This is a genomic window from Mycobacterium sp. 1165196.3 (genome assembly GCF_001673415.1).
GTDB lineage: Bacteria > Actinomycetota > Actinomycetes > Mycobacteriales > Mycobacteriaceae > Mycobacterium > Mycobacterium europaeum_A.
The window spans coordinates 1-19819 of sequence record NZ_LZLU01000198.1 but is presented as its reverse complement, the minus strand read 5'-3'; the positions used below and the strand labels follow the sequence as shown (position 1 = coordinate 19819).

Below are 19819 nucleotides of genomic sequence, written 5' to 3'. Positions count from 1 at the left end.
GACCGAGCAGGGCCGCACGGCGGCGGAGAAGATCGAGACCCCGCCGTGGGACGAGATCACCGAAGGCGCCGACCCGGGGCACCTGAATCTGCGGGCGGCGGTAGGCCAGTTGTTCGGCGCGGTCGGGCAGTCCGCCCACACCGCGTCCGCCGAACAGCAGCAGCGCATCGTCGAGATCCTCAACAATGCGCGGCGTGAGATCTACGGCATCCTCGGCGAAGACTGAGTGCCGCTGAGCGGGCCCTGGATCGGGTCACGTCACGTGACCCCTCAGGTTACGGAGACCCAATCCAGGGTCCGCTGCACGGCTTTGCGCCAGCCCGCATAACCGGCGGCGCGCTGCTCGTCGTTCCACGCCGGCTCCCACCGCCTGCCCTCTTGCCAGTTGGCCCGCAGATCGGCCGGGTCGGCGCCTTCGGTGATCTCGTCCCACGGCGGGGTCTCGATCTTCTCCGCCGCCGTGCGGCCCTGCTCGGTCAGCTCGAAAAGCTTCTTGCTGCCTTCGGTTTCGCTCGCGGTGATCAGGCCTTCGTCGTCGAGCAGCTGCAGCGTCGGGTACACCGAACCGGGGCTCGGCTTCCACAGTCCGTTGCTGCGCTCGGCGATCAGCTGAATCATCTCGTAGCCGTGCATCGGCCGCTCGGCCAGCAGCTTGAGGATGGCGGCTCGCACGTCACCGCGCTTGCCGCGACCCGGGCCGCCACGGCGCCATCCGCCGCGCCGGCCACCGGGGCCGAAGCCCGGACCGAAACCGGGACCGAAGCCCGGGCCGAAACCGGGACCGAAGCCGAGCGGGCCGTCGTGGCTGCCGGCGTGGTCGCGTAGATGCTCGCGAAAGTCCCGCCGGGCCTGGCGCCGCGCTTCGTGCAGGGCGCGCCGGTCGACCGGGCCGGAGCCGAAACCGAATCCGAAGCCGGGTCGGCCGGCGAATGGACCTTCTGGGGGAGTGAATGGGTTGCTCATTGGTGTGTCCTTACGTTGGTGGGTCGCGCACCGATCGCGCGCTACGAAACATCACGATATATCGGAAACTATCGCGATGCAACTGGATATGTTGAACATGGCGCGTGCGTGGTCGCTGAGCTGCGGAGATCGGTGATTGCCCACCCACGGCCGGGGCGCGACGCGGTTTGCATGCGCCGGACGCGGGTACCAGCTATCGGGATGGACACCAACAACAACCTCACGGTGGGCGGCGGCCCCGCGGGCCCGGCCGCGTACGGGCGACCCGGCGGCGCGCGGCGCCCCAACGCCCGGCCGTGGGTCAATTGGGGTTTGGCGCTGGCGACGGTGCCCGGTGCCGCCCTGGTGATGCTCTTCGCGCTGGGTGCGGTCATGAGCACCGATGGCTGCAGCGATCGCAGCTGTCCCAACCTGGGCCACGGCGGGATCAATTTCGGCGTGGCGTTCTACGGCGCGCCCGCGGTCGCCGTCCTCGCCATCATCGTCTCGATTTTCACCGCCAAGCGCCGTTGGGGCATCGCGGTCCCGCTGTGCGGATGGGCATTGCTGATCGCCGACGTCGCCCTGATGGCGGCGAGCGTGGCGGGCTAGTGCGGTACTGAGAAACCGCCCGGAGCCGAGGAGTCTCCCGGGCCGGGGTGATTCGAACGCGGGTCCGGCCATCCGGGGACTTGCGGCGGCGGCGGGCCGGGCCAGCTTTGGGGGCCGTAGGCGGGGGCGGTCGGTGGCCACGGCGCCGGCCCCGTCTGCCCTGGCCCGGGCATGGCGGGGCGCAGCCGGGCCAGTTCGCGACGGTGCCGCTCGGCGAGGACGGCGGCGAGCACGAGTTCCGGCGGGGCGCCGGGCGGTGGCGGCGGCGCGATGCGGGCCACCACGTCACCGGCGATCCGGTATGCCATCTGCACGCGCAGCTGACGGTCGAGCTGCGTTGCCCGGGAAAGGAATTGGCGCGCAACCTCGACCTGGCCGACGGACATCCCCGACAGCTGCAGCGACGAGGCCCACCACGCCAACGACGGCGGCATCATCGGCGGGGGCCCGAGGCGGGGCCCGCGTTCGTTGACCACCACCGTGCCGGCGAAGATATCGCCGATCCGTTTGGCCTTGGGGGACAGGATGCTGCAGATGACGGCCGGGCTGCCGAACAGCATCCAGATTTCCACCAGCGCCGCCAGGGCGCGAAACAGGGCCTGGCGGAAGCGTTCTGGGCCACCGTCGTCGGACACCACCCGCAGCCCCATCGCGATCTTGCCCACCGAGCGCCCGCGCGTCGCCGTTTCGAGCACCAGGGGATAGCCCACGATCACCAGCACCGTGAAAATCAGCAGGATCGCGTTGCTCAGCGCGGTATCGAATTGGCTCAGGGTGGCAGCCCACAACATCAGGCCGAGCAGGTAACCGATGACCATGACCGTGATGTCGATCAGCGCGCTCAGCGTCCGCACCGGCAGCTGGGCGATCTGCACATCGAGCACCACAGCGTCCCCGGTCACCACCTCCGACATAACTTCGAACGGTACAGGTTGGGCCCGCGTGGCCGGCCGCACTTTGCTGCGCCGGGAATGCGATTAGGCTGCCCAGGGTGGATGTCGATGCGTTCGTGCTGGCCCATCGCCCTACCTGGGACCGCCTGGACCGATTGATCGGGCGGCGCCGGTCGTTGTCGGGTGCGGAAATCGACGAACTCGTCGAGCTTTATCAGCGGGTCTCCACCCATCTGTCGATGCTGCGCTCGGCGTCCTCGGATTCGCTGCTGATCGGTCGGCTCTCCAGCCTGGTCGCGCGGGCCCGTTCGGCGGTGACGGGCGCCCACGCGCCACTGAGCAGCGCGTTCACCCGGTTCTGGACGGTGTCCTTCCCGGTCGTGGCGTACCGCACCTGGCGGTGGTGGCTGGCCACGGCGGCGGCGTTCTTCGCCGTCGTCGTGATCGTCGCGTTGTGGGTCGCCGGCAGTCCCGACGTCCAGTCCGCCCTCGGAACGCCCAGTGACATCGCGCAATTGGTCAACCACGATGTCGAGTCCTATTACAGCGAACATCCCGCCGCCGCGTTCGCGCTGCAGATCTGGGTGAACAACTCCTGGGTGTCCGCCCAATGCATCGCGCTGTCCGTGGTGCTGGGGCTGCCCATCCCGTTCGTGCTGTTCGAGAACGCCGCCAATCTGGGCGTCATTGCCGGCCTGATGTTTCCGGCCGGCAAGGGTGGCCTGCTGCTGGGTCTGCTCGCCCCGCACGGACTGCTCGAACTCACGGCGGTATTCCTTTCGGGGGCAACGGGAATGCGGCTGGGCTGGTCGGTGATCGCCCCTGGCGACCGGCCCCGAGGGCAGGTGCTCGCCGAGCAGGGGCGTGCCGTCGTCTCGGTCGCCGTGGGTCTGGTTGCGGTGCTGCTGGTTTCGGGATTGATCGAGGCGCTGGTGACGCCGTCACCGTTGCCGACGTTCGTGCGGGTGGGCATCGGCGTCCTCGCCGAGGTGGCGTTCCTGTCCTACATCGTCTACTTCGGCCGCCGCGGCGTGCAGGCCGGCGAAAGCGGTGACATGGAGGACGCGCCGGACTTCGTCCCGACCCGCTGAGCGGCGATCGCTACAGCCGCCCGGTCGCCTTCATCGCCAGGTAGTGATCGGCCAGCGCCGGTGCCAGTTCGGTGGGCGGCGCGTCGACGACTTCCACCCCGCTGCGGCGCAGCCGCGTGGCGATCGCGCCGCGGTCGTTGCGGGATCGTTCGGCGGCCGCCGCGTCATAGACCGCCGCGGCGTCCGAACGCCCGACGGCCATTTGGTCGACGCGCGGGTCGGAAACCGCGGCCAGTAGCAGACGATGCTTAGCCGACAGTTGCGGCAGCACGGGCAGCAGGCCCTCGTCGAGGGCGGCCGCGTTGAGGTCGGTCAGCAGCACCACCAGGGAACGCCGGCGGGCGCGCAGTCCGATAGTGGAAACCATTGCCCGCCAATCGGATTCGACCAGCGTCGGCTGAAGGGGCGCCATCGCGTCGACCAGCTGGGCAAGCAGTTCGGTGCGCGAGGCGCCGAACACACCGGCCCGGCTCACCCGGTCGTGGGCGAGGAAGTCGACATGGTCGCCGGCCCGCGATGCCAGGGCCGCCAACAGCAGCGCGGCGTCCATCGACCAATCGAGCCGCGGCCAGCCCGCCGGATCGGACGCGGTCGGGTCGACACCGACCCGACCCGCCGCCGTGCGGCCGGTGTCGAGCACGATCACCACCCGCCGGTCGCGTTCGGGCCGCCAGGTGCGCACCACCACGTCGGCGCGCCGCGCGGTGGCGCGCCAGTCGATCGAGCGCACGTCGTCGCCGACGACATACTCTCGCAGCGAGTCGAATTCGGTTCCCTGCCCGCGCACCAGCGTGGGCAGCAGGCCGTCGATCTCGCGCAGCTTGGCAAGTCGCGACGGCAGGTGCTTGCGGGCCAGAAACGGGGGCAGCACCCGCAACTGGCCCGGCACCTGTCGCGAACCCTGCCGTCCCGCCAGCCCCAGCGGACCGATCGATCGGGCGGTCACCACCGTCGCGCGCTGATCGCCGCGGCGGAGCGGTTGCAGCCGGGTCGTGACGTGCTGGTCCTGTCCGGCCGCGATGTTGATCGGCTGGGTGCGCGGCTGCGCCTGGGCGCTGGGCGGCCAGGCGTCGCGGATCTGGCCGCGGAAGCTGCGCGGGCCGTCGTTGCGGATCAACAGCCCGCACTCGACCTGCTGGCCGAGCCGGGCGGAGCGATCCGGGGAACGGACGTAGCGCAACCTGGCGGGGCTGGCCGCCAACACGATGTCGACGACCACCAGAACCGTCAGCGCGATCAGCAGGGCCACGAAAGTCGTTGCCGGCCACGGAGACAGCGCGATGGGCAGGACGCAGATCAGTGCGACCAACCCGGTGCGTCCGGTCAGGACCACTAGCGGGGCACCGGAACCGACGCCAGAATCCCGTCGAGCACACCGTCGGGCGTGGCCCCTTCGAGTTCGGCCTCGGGCCGCAGCATCACCCGGTGCCGCAGCGTCGGGCGGGCCATCGCCTTCACGTCGTCGGGAGTGACGTAGTTGCGGCCGGACAGCCAGGACCAGGACCGCGCGGTGGCCAGCAGGGCGGTGGCACCGCGGGGGGACACGCCCAGTTGCAGCGCGGGGGACGACCGGGTGGCCCCCACGATGTCGACGATGTAACCGAGCACCTCGTCGCCGACCAGCACGCGCTGGACGGCGTCGCGGCCGGCCGCCAGGTCGGCGGGCCCGGCCACCGGGCTGATCGCCGACAGGTCGCGCGGGTCGAAGCCGTGCGCGTGCCGGTGCAGGATGGCGATCTCGGCGTCCCGCGGCGGCAGCGTCACATTCAGTTTGAGTAAAAAGCGGTCCAGCTGGGCCTCGGGCAGCTGGTAGGTGCCCTCGTATTCGACCGGGTTCTGGGTCGCGGCCACGATGAACGGGTCGGGCAGCGGCTGCGGTTGGCCATCGACGCTGACCTGTCGCTCTTCCATCGCCTCGAGCAGCGCGGCCTGGGTCTTGGGTGGGGTCCGGTTGATCTCGTCGGCCAGCAGCAGGTTGGTGAACACCGGGCCGGGCCGGAACACGAACGCGGCGGTGCGCGCGTCGTACACCAGTGAACCCGTCACGTCGCCGGGCATCAGGTCGGGGGTGAACTGCACCCGCTTGAATTCGAGCTGCAGCGCCGCGGACAGCGCCCGGACCAGTAGCGTCTTCGCCACTCCCGGAACGCCTTCCAACAGCACGTGACCACGGCACAGCAGCGCGATCACCAGGCCGCTGACCACGCCCTCCTGTCCGACGACAGCCTTGGCGAGCTCGCCACGCAACGCCAGCAGTGCCTCGCGTGCCGATTCAGCGGTGGGGGATGAGGCGGTATCGGCTTGTGGAGCGGAAGGGGACTGTGTCACGGGTGTGCGACCTGCCTTTCGATTTCGTCGAGCGCACGGCCAAGTTGTAACAGGTCGTTGTCGGTCGTCGGGGGCGGACCGAACAGATGGTAGGAGACGAACGCCGGATCGGATCCGATGCGCTGGGCCGCGGTGGTCACCACCGCATCGGGTGACGCGCCCGCGCCCAGGCCCAGCCGCGGCAGCAGCCGCGCGACCGTGGCGGCGCGCAAGGCGGTGGCCGCGCGGTCGCGTGCCCGTCGGGACCGGTACAGCCGCCCGCGACCCTCGACCGTCTCCGACGCGCGGACCACCACGGGCAGCTCCTCGGCCACCAGGGGCCCGGGGCGGCGGCCCTTCCACAGGGCGACCAGCAGCACTACCAGTGCCAGTTGACCCACGATCCAGATGACATTGGGCGGGATCAGCTCGAAAAGCGATGCCTTGGCTGAGGATTCACCCTCGACCTGATGCGGCGCGTACCAGATGAGCCGGGGCCGGTCGCCGGCGAGGTTCATCGCCAGGGCCGCGTTGCCCGCTTGCAGCAGGCCGCCGTTGGTCATGAAGTCGGTGTTGCCGACCGCTGTGATGGTGCGGCCGTCGTCGCGGAAGCGGATCAGCGCGCCGTCGTAGCAGCGGGTCATCGCGCGCCCGCCTTTGGGCTCGTAGGTGTTACTGGGCCCGAGCCGCACCGAGCCGGCCCGAACCGCCTCGCGCAGCGTGCAATTCGGGTCGAGGTCGAAACCGTTGGCGCCCGAGATCCGGATGTCCGGCAGCAGCGCCTCGCGGGTCCGTGTCGTCGGTTCCACCAGCAGCAGGTCCGAATGGACGCTGGCCAGCCGGTCCAGCAGCGTGTCGGTGAGGTATTGGCTCTGGGCCACCAGGATCAGCGCATCGGGGCGCGCCGCGTGTTCGACGTCGGCGATGTTGTTGGCCACCACGACGTCGACTCCGGCGTTGCGCAGCAATTCCACCAGTGCGTGGGCGCCGTCGGGTCCGGTCGCCCCCGGGTCCATGCGTGCGCCGGGCCGCGGCGCGGTCAAATAGGCATCGACGCCGGCGATGACCGCGAGCACCAGCAGCGTGACGAGCACCCACCGCCAGGTGCGCCAGCGCCGCGGCGTGGTTTCGGGAGTCACACCGGTGGTCGTCGCCATCAGCGCACCGCCGCCCACGACTCGGGGGCTTCCGCCCGGCCGGGTCCCAGCGGTCCGCCCTGCCAGCGGGACCGCAGGTGGTCGTCCAGCTCGGCGATCATCTGGTAGGCGGGCTGGGTGCCGGGTTGTTCACCGTACGTGACGTCGTTGAAAGCCGATGCCGCTTGCGTCAATTCGCCGGCCAGATGGGGCAGCGCGGCGCCGGCGTCGCGGGCCAGCTCGTTGGCCGTGCGGCCGGGGGCGGGTGTCAGCACCCGGGTCTCTTCGAGCTGGCGGGCGACGGCCCGCAGCCGGTGACGGATCGCCGCCGCCCAGTCGCCCTGCGCCGCATGGTTCTCGGCCGTCGCGCGATGCTGGGCGGCGGTCAGTTGGGCGGCCTCGAACAACGAGTGGTCGCCGCCGCGGCGGGTGCGCATGGTGTGGCGCAGAACGTAGACGCCGACGAGCACCGCGATGGCGAGCAGGATGAAAAGCACTGTGGCGGTGAGCCATCCGCCCGGAATCGTCGAGGTCTTCTGCAGCAGCCGGTAGATCAGGTCGTTGAGCCAGTCGACGAAGTGTTCTCGCGCGGAGCCCTTCGAATAGCTGGGTTTGTTGAGCTCGTCCTGTGCGGCGCGGTGTGCGGCATCGCGGTCGATGTCGATGGAAGGCATCCTGCGGCAATCCTTTTCGGCCCTTACAGGGGCCGGGTCAGCCAGAGGTTGTCGGTGGAAGCGGCCGCGTAGGGCCCCTGGGCGGCTCCGCTCTGCAACACCAGATCGAATGCTTCGGCGCGCATCCGGCGGTCGGTGTACAGCAGCACGATGACTCCCGCGTTGAAGGGCGCGGTGATGATCTCACCGATCGCCGCCCCCACCGACAGGATCGCGGTGCTGACCAGGAACGCCGTGCTGGACGAGGTGACCTGGAAGAACTGGCCGACGAGGCTGAAGGGCACCGCTACGGCGTTGGCGACCACGGCTGCCACCAGGAACGTCAGCAGCCGGATGCCCAGCACCCGCCAGAAGCCGTGGCGAATCAGCTTGAAGGACCGGGTGATTGCGTCCATGACCGGCAGCCGCTCCAGCACGATCAGCACCGGGGCGAACAGCACCACCGTGTACAGGTACGTCAGGAACGCGAGGACGGCCAGCACCAACGGGATGCCCAACACCACGGCCGCCGCGGCGTTGCCGACCGCCGCCAGCACCCCGATGATCACCGCGACCAGCCCGGCGAGGGCCGCCACCACGGCGGCTTCCAGCAGGGCCAGGCCGAGCAGGGCCAGCAGCCGCCCACGGATCTTGGCCCAGGTCTCGCCGATGGTGATCGGTGACCCGAACACCGCCCGCCCGACGATGACGGTGAGCATGCCCGACAGCAGCATGCCGCCCAGCCAGCCGACCAGGATGCCGCCACCCACCGAGGCCGTCCAGGCGCCCAGCACCCCCGAGCTCAGTTCGCCGGGCGCATCGCTGCCGAACCTGTCGGCGGCGGCCAGCGGCCCGAAGAACGCGACCTTGGTGATGATCTGCATGATGACCACGACGATGGCGGTCAGCCCCAACGTCGCTTTGGGGTTCGCTCGGACATAGCCGACCGCGCCGTTGAAGATGTCGCCGAGGGTGAGCGGGCGCAGCGGGATGATCCCGGGTTTGACTGCTCCGTAGCCCGACGGCGGCCCGAACGGTGGCGGCGATCCGTAGCCCGGTGCGGCGCCATAACCCGAGGGCGGCCCGTATCCGGGCGCAGCGCCGTAGCCCGGCGGGGGGCCGTAGCCCGACGGGGGCGGGTAGCCGGGCGGCGGGCCATACGCGGGCGGGCCGTATGGCGGTGGGCCGTATCCCGGCGGCGGACCGTATTGAGGTGGTGGGCCGTATGCCGGTGGCGGACCAACCGGATTACCAGGCGGCGGCGCGCTCACCGAACCCCGCGGCCTTTACAGCCGGGCGCGTCGTTCGTCATGGGCTCCATCCTGTCGGCGGCCGGGGCATTTCACAACGTCGACCCCCCACCCGGCGCGTAGCGTCTCAGACATGGCGGAACTCAAAGCCCGGATCCGGTCGGACCTGACCGCGGCGATGAAGGCCCAGGACAAGTTGCGAACGGCCACCCTGCGCATGCTGTTAGCCGCGATCCAGACCGAGGAGGTCTCCGGCAAGGAGGCCAGAGACCTCACCGACGAAGAGGTCATCAAGGTCCTGGCCAAGGAATCCCGCAAGCGGAGCGAATCCGCGGAGATCTACACCCAGAACGGCCGCGGGGAGCTCGCCGCCAACGAGCACGCCGAGGGCCGGATCATCGACGAGTACCTGCCCACCCCGCTCACCGAGGCCGAGGTGGCCGACGTCGCGGACACCGCGATCGCGCAGGTCGCCGAGGTAATCGGCGAACGCCCCGGGATGAAGCAGATGGGCATGGTGATGAAGGCCGCCACCGCGATCGCCGCCGGCAAGGCCGACGGCGCCCGCCTCTCGGCCGCTGTCAAAGAGCGGCTGTAGCCCACCGGGTCAGAGCACCACCCGGGTTCCGTCATCGCCGCGGCGCGTCGCGCGCCGGGCGTCGAGGTGTTCCAGCAGCGGCACCGCCACCCGCCGGGTGGTGCCCAGCGCCCGGCGCGCCTCGCTGACGGTGAACGGTTGGGACAGGCCCGCCAGCACGGTGGCGGCCCGGTCCAGCGCGTCGGGCCCCAGCACCACCCCGTCGGCGATCCGCGTCAGCCGCCCGGCCCGCACCGCCGCGGCCAGCTCGCGAGGACCCAGGTTCAGCTCGGCCAGCTCGTCGGCCTCGGGCGCCCGGAACGGCTCGGCGGCCAGCCAGTCCTCGACCGTGCGCACGGCCTTGTCGACGCGGGCCGGCAGGCCCGACGCGGGCGGGCGGACCAACCCGTCGGCCACCTCGAGACCCGTGCCGTCCAGCAACTTCGGCAGCAATTCGGCGGCGGGCAACCCGACCTGCTGCCGCAACGTCTCGAGCGGCATGCCCGCCGCGATGTCGTGCTCGCCCACCCAGCGCCGCACCGCCGCGGTGGCATCCTCGCGCCGCGCCGCCCACCACTGCGGGTCCACCACCCAGTCGCCCACCCGCTGCCCGCGCGGCGGCAGACCCATGGCGCGCAGGTCGGCCGCGCGCGCGACGTCGGGGGCGCGGACCTGGCCGGTGGCCAGTTCTGCGGCGCGAACCCGCGCCGCGCCGCGCCGCCGCAGCGCGGGAGGGCGGACGTCGAGCACCCCGATGCCCGCCGCGATCCGGTGCTGTCCGGGGTCGCGGAGCAACCCGATGTCGCCCACCCGCAACGGCAGCGGCCTGGCCAGCCGCAGGCGCGCCGCGGCCGGCCCCAGCCGGCGAACCTGCACCGGCACAGCCGCCGACCCGACATGGAGCATGAGCTGGCGGCCCAGCGAGTCCGCCGATCGCAGGGCCACGTCGATCTCCGCGGTGTCCAGCCAGGCGCCCGGCGTGCGCACGGTGTCCCCGCGACCGATGTCGTGCCGGTCGACGCCGCGCAGATTCAGCGCGACCCGGGCCACCGCGCCGACCTCGGAATGGTTGCGGCCCAACGATTGCAGCCCGCGGACGGTGACGCGGCGCCCGGCGTGCTCGAGTTCGTCGCCCACCCGCACCGTGCCGGCGGCCAGCGTGCCGGTGACGACCGTCCCGGCACCCCGGACCGTGAAGCTGCGGTCCACCCACAGCCGCACGTCGGCCGCGGGGTCCGGGGCGGGCAGCCGGTCGGTCAGCGCCACCAGTTCGGCGCGCACCCGGCCCAGGTCGGTGCCGATAGCCACGGGAGCACCGGCGAGCGAGGTGGCGGCAAGCCGTTCGGACGCCTGGGTGACGGCCGGGCCCGGATCGGCGAGGTCGGCCTTGCTGATCACCAGCAGCCCGTGGCGGACGCCGAGCGCGTCCAGCGCCGCCAGATGTTCCTCCGACTGCGGCATCCACCCCTCGGTGGCCGCGACGACGAACACCACTCCGCCGTTCAAGGGGACTGGCCCCAGGCCTGCCAGCATGTTGGCCACGAACCGCTCGTGGCCCGGCACGTCGACGAACGCGAGCTGGCGCCCGTCCAGCTCGGTCCACGCGAAGCCCAGATCGATGGTCAGGCCACGGCGCTGCTCTTCGGCCAGGCGATCCGGCCACATCCCGGTAATCCGTTGCAGCAGAGTCGATTTGCCGTGATCGACGTGTCCGGCGGTGGCTAAGACGAACACGCCCGTACCGCCGCGGCCAGCAGCTCGTCGTCCTCGGGTGCCACCGTGCACAGGTCGAGCAGACAGCGGCCGCCCTCCAGGCGGCCGACCACGGGCGGGGTGCCGAGCCGGAGCGCGGCCGCGTAGGACTCGGGCAAACTGACCGCGGCGCTGGGCAATTCGACCCCTGGCGCCCCGCCACCGCCGACGGCCGCGACGCAGTCCACCGCCGCAGCCCCTGCCAGCCCGGCGGCCAGCGTCTCGGCCCTCGCCCGCAGCCGGTCGACGTCGGCGGCCAGCGCCTGGGCCACCGGCGGGGGCGGCCCGAGCAGCGTCGCTTCCAGCGCGGCCAGCGTCAACTTGTCCACCCGCAGGGCGCGCGCCGCGGGATGGCGGCGGATCCGCTCGATCAGCTCGGAGCGGCCGAAGAGCAACCCGGCCTGCGGCCCGCCGAGCAGCTTGTCCCCGCTCGCGGTCACCAGGTCGGCGCCGTCGGCCAGCATCGACGTCGCGTCCGGCTCGTCGGGCAGCACCGGGTGCGGCGACAACAGGCCCGAGCCGATGTCGACCACCAGCGGCACGTCGAGCTTGCGCAGTTCCGGCGCCAGCGTCGCGACGTCCACGGCCGAGGTGAACCCGGTGACGTGGAAGTTGGACGGATGCACCTTGAGCACGAAACCGGTCTGCGGGCCCAGCGCCTCGGCGTAGTCGCGCAGGCTGGTGCGGTTGGTGGTGCCTACCTCGCGCAGCCGCGACCCGGTGGATTCCAGCAGCTCGGGGATGCGGAAGCCGTCACCGATTTCCACCAGTTCGCCGCGGCTGAGCACGATCTCCTTGCCGGGGGCCAGCGTCATGGCGGTCAACAGCAGCGCGGCGGCGTTGTTGTTGACGACGTGCACGCCGCCGGCGGTCGGGACCGCGGCGGCCAGCGCGGCCAGCGCGCCCCGGCCCCGGCGCGCGCGCCGGCCCGTCGCCAGGTCGAACTCGACATCGGTGGCCCCGCCGGCGGCGACCACCGCGTCCAGCGCGGCCCGCGACAGCGGCGCGCGGCCCAGATTGGTGTGCACCACCACGCCGGTGGCGTTGATGACCGGCCGCAGGCTCGAGGCGGTGGCGGGCAGCGCGGCGATCGCGTGCTCGGCGACCTGCTCGGGTGCGATCTCGCCCGCGCGGGCCCGCCGCTGGGCCGTGGCGATCACCGACTTCACCAGCGCGCGGCCCAGCACCCGTTGCGCCGCGGCCAGCCGCGGATCGGCGAGCAGCGTGTCGGTGCCGGGCACCCGTCGGCGCGGATCGGTCATCGCGGACCCGAAAGAACATGGCGGAGGCGGACGGGAATTGAACCCGCCAACGACAGCGACTGCCGTTCGACGGTTTTGAAGACCGCGCCGGTCACCAGACCGGACACGCCTCCTTGAGCCATGGCGCCAATTGTCGCAGCCTTCGGCGCGCGGGCACCATGGACGCCGTGACGTACCGATTGACTCAATACGCCCACGGGGGCGGCTGCGCCTGCAAGATCCCGCCCGGTGAGCTCGAGGACGTGGTCCGCGGGCTGGGTTCCAACCCGCCGCGCGACCCGTTCGGGGAGCTGCTGGTGGGCCTGGACAACGGCGACGACGCGGCGGTGGTGCGCATCCAAGAGGGCACGGCGTTGATCGCGACCACGGACTTCTTCACCCCGGTGGTCGACGACGCCTACGACTGGGGCCGCATCGCTGCCACCAACGCGCTGTCCGACGTCTACGCGATGGGCGGGCGCCCGGTTGTCGCGGTGAATCTGCTGGGCTGGCCGCGCGAGGTGCTGCCGTTCGAGTTGGCCGCCGAGACGCTGCGCGGCGGGCTGGAAGTGTGCGCACTGGCCGGCTGCCACCTGGCCGGCGGGCACAGCGTCGATGACCCCGAACCAAAGTACGGGCTGGCGGTCACCGGGATCGCCGACCCAAACCGCTTGCTGCGCAACGACTCCGGCAAACCCGGGACTCCGCTGTCGCTGACCAAACCGCTGGGTGTCGGCGTGCTGAACAACCGGCACAAGGCCACCGGGGAGCGCTTCGAGGAGGCGGTCGCCGTGATGACCACGCTCAACGCCGACGCGGCCGCGGCGGCGCTGGCGGCCGGGGTCCAATGTGCCACCGACGTCACCGGTTTCGGGTTGCTCGGGCATCTGCACAAGCTGGCGCGGGCCAGCGGTGTGACGGCGGTGATCGATTCGGCGGCGGTGCCCTACCTGGACGGCGCGCGGGCGGCGCTGGCGGCCGGCTACCTCTCCGGCGGCACCCGGCGAAACCTCGACTGGGTGGCGCCGCACGTCGACCTGTCCGCCGTGGGGGAGGACGACGCGTTGCTGCTCGCCGACGCGCAGACTTCCGGTGGGCTGCTGATCGCCGGAGAGATCCCCGGGGCGCCGGTCATCGGCGAGCTGATACCGCGCGGCGAGCACACCATCGTGGTGCGCTGATCGGGCCCACCGCACTAGGGTTAGGACATGGCCCCGAAAAAAGCTCTGCGCGAAGTGTTTCTGGAATGGCCCGTCCTGCGCCAGTTGCGCTCGACGGACAAGCTTGGCCGCGGCTCGGCGGTCACCTCCAAACAGACCCGCGCGCTGGCGCCGCGCACCACCACGGCCGACCGCGTCGTGCAGAGCGTGTGCCCGTACTGCGCCGTCGGCTGCGGGCAGCGGGTGTACGTCAAGGACGAGCGGGTGGTCCAGATCGAGGGCGATCCCGATTCGCCGATCTCGCGGGGACGCTTGTGCCCCAAGGGTTCTGCCAGCGAGCAGCTGGTGAATTCGCCCGGCCGGCAGCTGCAGGTGCTCTACCGCCCGCCGCGGGCCACCGAGTGGCAACCGCTGGAGCTCGACACCGCGATCGACATGATCGCCGACCGCTTCGTGGAATCGCGGCGCAACAGCTGGCAGGACATCGACAAGAAGGGCAACCTGCTGCGCCGCACCATGGGCATCGCCGCGCTCGGCGGTGCCACCCTGGACAACGAAGAGAACTACCTCATCAAGAAGCTCTTCACCGCCGCGGGCGCCATTCAGATCGAGAACCAAGCTCGTATTTGACACAGCGCCACGGTTCCCGGTCTGGGAGCCTCCTTCGGGCGCGGCGGCGCCACCCAATCACTGCAAGACATGGCCAATGCCGACTGCATTGTCATCCAGGGCTCCAACATGGCCGAGTGCCACCCGGTCGGGTTCCAGTGGGTGGAAGAGGCCAAGGCGCGCGGTGCCCGGGTGATCCATGTCGACCCGCGCTTCACCCGGACCTCGGCGGTCTCCGACCGGCACATCCCGATCCGCGCCGGTTCGGACGTGGTGCTGCTCGGCGCGCTGATCAACCACATCCTGTCCAACGACCTGTGGTTCTCCGAGTACGTCGTCGCCTACACCAACGCCGCCACCCTGATCAACGAGAACTTCAGGGACACCGAGGATCTCGGTGGCCTGTTCTCCGGATTCGACCCCGAAACCGGGCAGTACGACACGTCGAGCTGGGCCTACGACGAGCAGGGCAACGGCCAGATCGAGTCCCCGGGCGGGGGCCACACGCACGGCACCACCGCCTCGGAAAGCGGAGCCGGACAGGAGCACGGCAGCGGCGGCCCGCCGCTGGCGCACGCCAACGTGAAGCGCGACGAAACCCTGCAGCACCCCCGGACCGTGTTCCAGATCCTCAAGCGCCACTACGCCCGCTACACCCCGGAAATGGTCAAGGACGTCTGCGGTATCAGCCGCGAGGATTTCGACTACCTGGCCCAATCCATCGTGGAGAACTCCGGGCGCGAGCGCACCACCTGCTTCGCCTACGCCGTCGGCTGGACCCAGCACACGCTCGGCGCCCAATTCATCCGCACCGCAACGATTTTGCAGCTGCTGATGGGCAACGTCGGCCGTCCGGGCAGCGGCATCATGGCGCTGCGCGGCCACGCCACCATCCAGGGCTCCACCGACATCCCGACGCTGTTCAACCTGCTGCCCGGGTACCTGCCGATGCCCAAGGCGGGCATGCACGACACCCTGGCCGACTACCTCGACGCGGTCGGATCCAAGAAGCAGAAAGGCTTCTGGGCCAACGCCGATGCCTACACCGTCAGTCTGCTCAAGGCGTGGTGGGGGGACGCGGCGACCGCCGACAACGACTGGGCCTATGACTATCTGCCGCGGTTGTCCGGCCCGCACGGCACCTATCAGACCGTGATGGGGATGCTTGACGACGAGGTCGAGGGCTACTTCCTGCTCGGCCAGAACCCCGCGGTCGGTTCGGCCCACGGCCGCATGCAGCGGATGGGCATGTCACATCTCAAGTGGCTGGTGGTCCGCGATCTCAACCTCATCGAATCGGCCACCTGGTGGAAGGACGGACCCGAGATCGCCTCGGGCGAACTCAAGACCTCCGAGATCGACACCGAGGTGTTCTTCCTGCCCGCCGCGACGCATGTGGAGAAGGCCGGATCGTTCACCCAGACGCAGCGGCTGGTGCAGTGGCGGCACAAGGCCGTCGAGCCGCCGGGCCAGTGCCAGAGCGAACTGCAGTTCTTCTACGAGCTCGGCAAACGGATCCGGCAACGGCTGGCCGGGTCGACCGACGAGCGCGACCGGCCGCTGCTGGACCTGACCTGGGACTACCCGGCCGACGAGCACGGCGAGCCCGACGGGGAAGCGGTGCTGGCCGAGGTCAACGGCTATCGCGTCGACGGCTCCGGGCCGTTGACGTCCTACACCGAGCTGCGCGCCGACGGGTCGACCGCCGCCGGCTGCTGGATCTACACCGGGGTCTACGCGAACGCCACCAACCAGGCGGCGCGCCGGGTGCCGCACGGCGGTGAGTCGCCGAGCCAATCGGAATGGGGCTGGGCGTGGCCCGCGGACCGGCGGGTGCTCTACAACCGCGCGTCGGCCGACCCGGACGGCAAGCCGTGGAGCGAGCGCAAGCGCTACGTCTGGTGGGACGAGGAGCAGGGCCGCTGGGTCGGCTACGACGTCCCGGACTTCGTGGCCGACCGGGCTCCCGGCAGCCGGCCCGACCCCGATCTCGGCGGACCCGACGCGCTGGCCGGGGACGACCCGTTCATCATGCAGGCCGACGGCAAGGGCTGGCTGTTCGCGCCGAAGGGTGTGGTCGACGGGCCGTTGCCCACGCACTACGAGCCGCAGGAGTCACCGGTGACCAACGCGCTGTATCCGCAGCAGCGCAATCCCGCGCGAATCACGTTCCCGCGCAAGGACAATCTGAGCGCACCCAGCGCCGGTGACCCGGGCGCCGACGTCTACCCGTACGTGTTCACCACCTACCGGCTCACCGAGCATCACACCGCGGGCGGCATGAGCCGGTGGCTGCCCTACCTCTCCGAGCTGCAACCGGAGATGTTCTGCGAGGTGTCCCCGGAACTGGCCGCCGAGCGCGGCCTCGAGCCCTACGGGTGGGCCACCATCATCTCGCCCCGCGCCGCGATCGAAGCCCGGGTGCTGGTCACCCAGCGGGTGAGCCCGCTGATCATCAACGGCCACACCGTGCACCAGATCGGCTTGCCCTACCACTGGGGAGTCGGCAGCGACGCGGTGGTCAGCGGGGACGCGGCCAACGACCTGCTCGGTGTGACGCTCGATCCCAACGTGCAGATCCAGGAGTCCAAGGCCGGGTCGTGCGACATCCGGCCGGGCCGCCGCCCGCAGGGCGAGGATTTGTTGCGGCTGATCGCCGACTACCAGTCACGCTCGGGCGTCACCACCGAAACCGGCAACACACGGGTGAGTGACGCCGCCTGGGAAGGAGGAGCCGATGGGTCAGCTGACCGGGCCGACTGACCCGGCCGCGGCGGCCGGATGGCCGGACGCCAAGCCGCGCAAGGGTTTTTTCACCGACACCTCGATCTGCATCGGCTGCAAGGCCTGCGAGGTCGCCTGCAAGGAGTGGAACCGCAACCCGCGCGACGGCGACCTCGAGCTGCTGGGGTCCTCGTACGACAATACCGGCGCGCTGGGCGCCAGCACCTGGCGGCACGTGGCCTTCATCGAGCAGGGCCGGGAGCGCATCGAAGAGGCCCGCGAATCCGGCCGTGCCCTGATCGATCTCGGCATGCCCGCCTTGCCCGGCGCCGCGAAAACCGCTGCTGCCGAACCGGTTTCGCAGCCGCTGCAAACCCCGGAGTTTCGCTGGTTGATGTCGTCGGACGTGTGCAAGCATTGCACGCACGCCGGCTGCCTGGACGTCTGCCCGACGGGCGCGCTGTTCCGCACCGAGTTCGGCACGGTGGTGGTGCAGCACGACGTCTGCAACGGCTGCGGCACCTGCGTGGCGGGCTGCCCGTTCGGCGTGGTCGAACGGCGCAGCGACGGCACCTACGCGACGCCGGTGGAACGTCCGGGCCGGCCGAAGGAGGAGTTCGTCACCGGGGTCGCCCAGAAGTGCACGCTCTGCTACGACCGCCTGGTCGAGGACCAGATCCCGGCGTGCGCCCAGACCTGCCCGACGACATCGATCAAGTTCGGCGATCACGACGAGCTGGTGGCCCAGGCGCGCGAGCGGGTCGCCCAGCTGCACGCCGAGGGGCGCACGGAGGCAAGGCTTTACGGCGCCAACGAGAATGACGGCGTCGGCGGCACCGGGTCGGTGTTCCTGCTGCTCGACGAGCCGGAGGTGTACGGGCTGCCGCCCGACCCGCGGGTCTGCACGGCCGATCTGCCGGCCATGTTCAAGCGCGCCGGCCTGGCCGCGGCCGGCATGGTCGGCGCGGCCGCGCTGGCGTTTTGGAGGAGCCGATGAGCACGTCGGAATTCGACAGCTTCCGTCCGCCGGAGCCCCAGGGCGGCAAGCGGCGCAAAGGCAGGCGCGCGGGCCGGCGCGGCGGCGCGGACGGCTCCCGCGAGATGCCGATGGTCCCCGACGCCGAGTTCACCTCGTATTACGGGCGGCCGGTGGTCAAGCCCGCGCCGTGGGGACACGAAGTCGCGGCCTACCTGTTCCTGGGCGGCGTCGCCGGCGGCTCCGGATTGCTGGCGGCCGGTGCCCAGCTCACCGGGCGAAACACGTTGCGCCGCAACACCAGGCTCTCCGCGCTGATCGCGGTCGCCCTGGGTGCGCTCGCCCTGGTGAAGGATCTGGGCCGGCCCGAGCGCTTCGTCAACATGCTGAGGACGGTCAAGCTGACCTCGCCGATGAGCATCGGCTCCTGGATTCTCAGCCTGTTCTCGGCCGGCATCGGCGTTGCCTCTGCCGCCGAGGTCGACCGGATGACCGGCGAGCGAATCCCGTTGGGCCCGTTGCGGCCCGTGCTGCGCGCCGTGGAGGGGCCGGCCGGACTGGAAGCCGCGGTGTTCGCGGCGCCGCTCGCCGTCTACACCGCGGTGCTGCTCACCGACACCGCGACCCCGACGTGGAACGCCGCGTATCGGGACCTGCCGTTCGTGTTCGTCAGTTCGGCGAGCCTGGCCGCCTCGGGATTGGCGATGATCACCACCGGGGTCGCCGAGGCCGGGCCCGCCCGCAAGCTCGCCGTCATCGGCGCGGTCGGCGACCTGATCTGCACTCGGGTGATGGAGCGCCGGATGGACCCGGTGACCAGGGAACCGCTGCATCACGGCACGCCCGGACGGCTCCTGACGGCCAGCGAATGGCTCGCCGCCGCAGGCGGTTTGGGCGCGCTGCTGGGCGGGCGGCGCCGCGGCGTCGCGGTCCTGTCCGGCCTCGCGTTGCTGACGGCATCCGCCGCACTGAGGTTCGGTTTCTTCGAGGCCGGCAAGGAATCGGCCGGCGACCCTCGCTACACGATCGAGCCGCAGAAGCGCCGGCTCGCCGCGCGCCGGGCCGCCGGGGTGACCGGGGACTCGATCACCACCGCGGGCTGAGGGCGCGGCCGCACAGCGGGTCGTAACCGAGGGCGTCGTTTGCGCTCTGTGTAGTCGGGTACTCCGTCACGCATGACGAATTTTGGCTACACTTTGATGACCGAGCAGAGTGGACCCAAAGACCTTGTCCGATATGCGGTTTCGGCCGAAGAGCGCGGCTTCGACTTCCACGTGTGCAGCGATCACTTCTCGCCGTGGCTCACCACGCAAGGACACGCGCCGAACGCCTGGGCGGTGCTGGGTGCGGTGGCACAGGCCACCGAGCGGGTCGACCTCTACACCTATGTGACGTGCCCGACGATGCGCTATCACCCCGCCGTCGTCGCCCAGCAGGCGGCCACCGTGCAGATCCTGTCCGACGGCCGGTTCACCCTGGGCCTGGGCAGCGGTGAAAACCTCAACGAACACGTCGTCGGCAAGGGCTGGCCGACCGTCACGCGCCGGCAGGACATGCTGCGCGAGGCGATCAAGATCATCCGGGAGCTGTTCGGCGGGCAACTGGTGGACTTCACCGGCGACTATTTCCAGGTCGACTCGGCCCGGCTGTGGGATGTGCCCGACGTGCCGGTCGGCATCGGGGTGGCGATGGCGGGTGCGCGGGGCGTCGACAAGTTCGCCAAGCTGGCCGACCACCCGTCCGCCGCCCGCGAGGTTGGCGGCTTGGCGGGCGGAGTGCCATTCCCTGACGAGTTCGGCGTCCGGCTCCACCGCAATGAGGTGGTCGGCCAGCTTGGCGAACTTGTCGACGCCCCGCGCACCCGCCATCGCCACCCCGATGCCGACCGGCACGTCG

The 19819-nt window shown here is 70.9% G+C and carries 17 protein-coding genes, 1 tRNA gene and 1 pseudogene; 9 read left to right on the top strand and 10 right to left on the bottom strand.

Annotation, left to right across the window (positions count from 1 at the left end):
* A pseudogene (locus A5659_RS20805) lies at window positions 1-226 on the top strand (PadR family transcriptional regulator); the annotation flags it as partial.
* 44 nt (window positions 227-270) lie between these two features.
* Here A5659_RS20805 and A5659_RS20800 read toward each other — a convergent pair.
* A complete protein-coding gene (locus tag A5659_RS20800; RefSeq protein WP_231997954.1) occupies window positions 271-963 on the bottom strand; it encodes a PadR family transcriptional regulator in 693 nt (230 codons plus the stop codon).
* A 201-nt stretch (window positions 964-1164) separates the two neighbouring features.
* Between A5659_RS20800 and A5659_RS20795 the strand changes: the two genes are divergently transcribed.
* The gene (locus tag A5659_RS20795) at window positions 1165-1554 is read left to right on the top strand and encodes a hypothetical protein (protein WP_066868362.1); all 390 of its coding nucleotides are present in this window, start codon (window positions 1165-1167) and stop codon (window positions 1552-1554) included.
* Here the strand turns inward: A5659_RS20795 and A5659_RS20790 are convergent.
* Window positions 1551-2468 (bottom strand): RDD family protein, encoded by a 918-nt coding sequence (locus tag A5659_RS20790; protein ID WP_067183930.1) that lies wholly within the window; start codon window positions 2466-2468, stop codon window positions 1551-1553. The two genes, A5659_RS20795 and A5659_RS20790, sit on opposite strands and share 4 nt — an antisense overlap.
* 77 nt (window positions 2469-2545) lie before the next feature.
* Here A5659_RS20790 and A5659_RS20785 point away from each other — a divergent pair, with 77 nt between their 5' ends.
* Entirely contained in the window at window positions 2546-3538 is a 993-nt protein-coding gene (locus A5659_RS20785; protein ID WP_066868366.1) for a stage II sporulation protein M, read from the top strand.
* A gap of 10 nt (window positions 3539-3548) precedes the next feature.
* On the opposite strand, the gene A5659_RS20780 is transcribed toward A5659_RS20785, so the two are convergent.
* From A5659_RS20780 to A5659_RS20760, 5 genes are read right to left on the bottom strand one after another with little or no spacing between them, the layout of a single operon-like run.
* On the bottom strand, window positions 3549-4871 hold the full coding sequence (locus tag A5659_RS20780; protein ID WP_066878744.1) for a DUF58 domain-containing protein: 1323 nt from the start codon (window positions 4869-4871) through the stop codon (window positions 3549-3551).
* Complete coding sequence (locus A5659_RS20775) at window positions 4871-5980, bottom strand: AAA family ATPase (RefSeq protein ID WP_369829392.1); 1110 nt, start codon at window positions 5978-5980, stop codon at window positions 4871-4873. Before A5659_RS20775 ends, A5659_RS20780 begins: the two co-directional genes overlap by 1 nt.
* Window positions 5863-7002: a DUF4350 domain-containing protein gene (locus tag A5659_RS20770; protein ID WP_067183937.1), complete on the bottom strand. Its 1140-nt coding sequence runs from the start codon at window positions 7000-7002 to the stop codon at window positions 5863-5865. The genes A5659_RS20775 and A5659_RS20770 overlap by 118 nt, the downstream gene beginning before the upstream one ends.
* Entirely contained in the window at window positions 7002-7655 is a 654-nt protein-coding gene (locus A5659_RS20765) for a DUF4129 domain-containing protein (RefSeq protein ID WP_067183927.1), read from the bottom strand. The genes A5659_RS20770 and A5659_RS20765 overlap by 1 nt, the downstream gene beginning before the upstream one ends.
* Before the next feature lie 23 nt (window positions 7656-7678).
* Entirely contained in the window at window positions 7679-8905 is a 1227-nt protein-coding gene (locus tag A5659_RS20760; RefSeq protein ID WP_067183923.1) for a hypothetical protein, read from the bottom strand.
* A 112-nt stretch (window positions 8906-9017) separates the two neighbouring features.
* On the opposite strand from A5659_RS20760, the gene A5659_RS20755 reads away from it, so the two are divergent.
* A complete protein-coding gene (locus tag A5659_RS20755; protein ID WP_067183920.1) occupies window positions 9018-9482 on the top strand; it encodes a GatB/YqeY domain-containing protein in 465 nt (154 codons plus the stop codon).
* A 9-nt stretch (window positions 9483-9491) separates the two neighbouring features.
* On the opposite strand, the gene A5659_RS20750 is transcribed toward A5659_RS20755, so the two are convergent.
* The 3 genes from A5659_RS20750 to A5659_RS20740 form a co-directional block, all read right to left on the bottom strand.
* A complete protein-coding gene (locus tag A5659_RS20750) occupies window positions 9492-11195 on the bottom strand; it encodes a selenocysteine-specific translation elongation factor (protein ID WP_067183917.1) in 1704 nt (567 codons plus the stop codon).
* Window positions 11183-12475 (bottom strand): L-seryl-tRNA(Sec) selenium transferase, encoded by a 1293-nt coding sequence (selA, locus tag A5659_RS20745; protein ID WP_067183914.1) that lies wholly within the window; start codon window positions 12473-12475, stop codon window positions 11183-11185. Before selA ends, A5659_RS20750 begins: the two co-directional genes overlap by 13 nt.
* A gap of 18 nt (window positions 12476-12493) precedes the next feature.
* Window positions 12494-12588 (bottom strand) — tRNA-Sec (locus A5659_RS20740).
* Window positions 12589-12633: 45 nt separating this feature from the next.
* Here A5659_RS20740 and selD point away from each other — a divergent pair.
* The 5 genes from selD to A5659_RS20710 all read left to right on the top strand — a co-directional run.
* Window positions 12634-13635 (top strand): selenide, water dikinase SelD, encoded by a 1002-nt coding sequence (gene selD, locus A5659_RS20735; RefSeq protein ID WP_369829391.1) that lies wholly within the window; start codon window positions 12634-12636, stop codon window positions 13633-13635.
* Between the two features lie 27 nt (window positions 13636-13662).
* Complete coding sequence (gene fdh / locus A5659_RS20725; protein WP_156749295.1) at window positions 13663-16986, top strand: formate dehydrogenase; 3324 nt, start codon at window positions 13663-13665, stop codon at window positions 16984-16986.
* Complete coding sequence (locus tag A5659_RS20720; RefSeq protein WP_067183907.1) at window positions 16961-17944, top strand: 4Fe-4S dicluster domain-containing protein; 984 nt, start codon at window positions 16961-16963, stop codon at window positions 17942-17944. The genes fdh and A5659_RS20720 overlap by 26 nt, the downstream gene beginning before the upstream one ends.
* Entirely contained in the window at window positions 17941-19026 is a 1086-nt protein-coding gene (nrfD, locus tag A5659_RS20715) for an NrfD/PsrC family molybdoenzyme membrane anchor subunit (RefSeq protein WP_066878728.1), read from the top strand. Before A5659_RS20720 ends, nrfD begins: the two co-directional genes overlap by 4 nt.
* 72 nt (window positions 19027-19098) lie before the next feature.
* Window positions 19099-19819 (top strand): TIGR03557 family F420-dependent LLM class oxidoreductase (locus A5659_RS20710; protein ID WP_231997952.1); only part of this gene is annotated, 721 nt, incomplete at its 3' end.

What these genes read in the sequence shown, in the direction of transcription:
- A5659_RS20765 (WP_067183927.1), bottom strand. Translation starts at nt 7,655, where the DNA reads ATGCCTTCCATCGACATCGACCGCGATGCCGCACACCGCGCCGCACAG.
- A5659_RS20795 (WP_066868362.1), top strand. Translation starts at nt 1,165, where the DNA reads ATGGACACCAACAACAACCTCACGGTGGGCGGCGGCCCCGCGGGCCCG.
- A5659_RS20720 (WP_067183907.1), top strand. Translation starts at nt 16,961, where the DNA reads ATGGGTCAGCTGACCGGGCCGACTGACCCGGCCGCGGCGGCCGGATGG.
- A5659_RS20770 (WP_067183937.1), bottom strand. Translation starts at nt 7,002, where the DNA reads ATGGCGACGACCACCGGTGTGACTCCCGAAACCACGCCGCGGCGCTGG.
- A5659_RS20800 (WP_231997954.1), bottom strand. Translation starts at nt 963, where the DNA reads ATGAGCAACCCATTCACTCCCCCAGAAGGTCCATTCGCCGGCCGACCC.
- selD (WP_369829391.1), top strand. Translation starts at nt 12,634, where the DNA reads ATGGACGCCGTGACGTACCGATTGACTCAATACGCCCACGGGGGCGGC.
- A5659_RS20755 (WP_067183920.1), top strand. Translation starts at nt 9,018, where the DNA reads ATGGCGGAACTCAAAGCCCGGATCCGGTCGGACCTGACCGCGGCGATG.
- selA (WP_067183914.1), bottom strand. Translation starts at nt 12,475, where the DNA reads ATGACCGATCCGCGCCGACGGGTGCCCGGCACCGACACGCTGCTCGCC.
- A5659_RS20790 (WP_067183930.1), bottom strand. Translation starts at nt 2,468, where the DNA reads ATGTCGGAGGTGGTGACCGGGGACGCTGTGGTGCTCGATGTGCAGATC.
- nrfD (WP_066878728.1), top strand. Translation starts at nt 17,941, where the DNA reads ATGAGCACGTCGGAATTCGACAGCTTCCGTCCGCCGGAGCCCCAGGGC.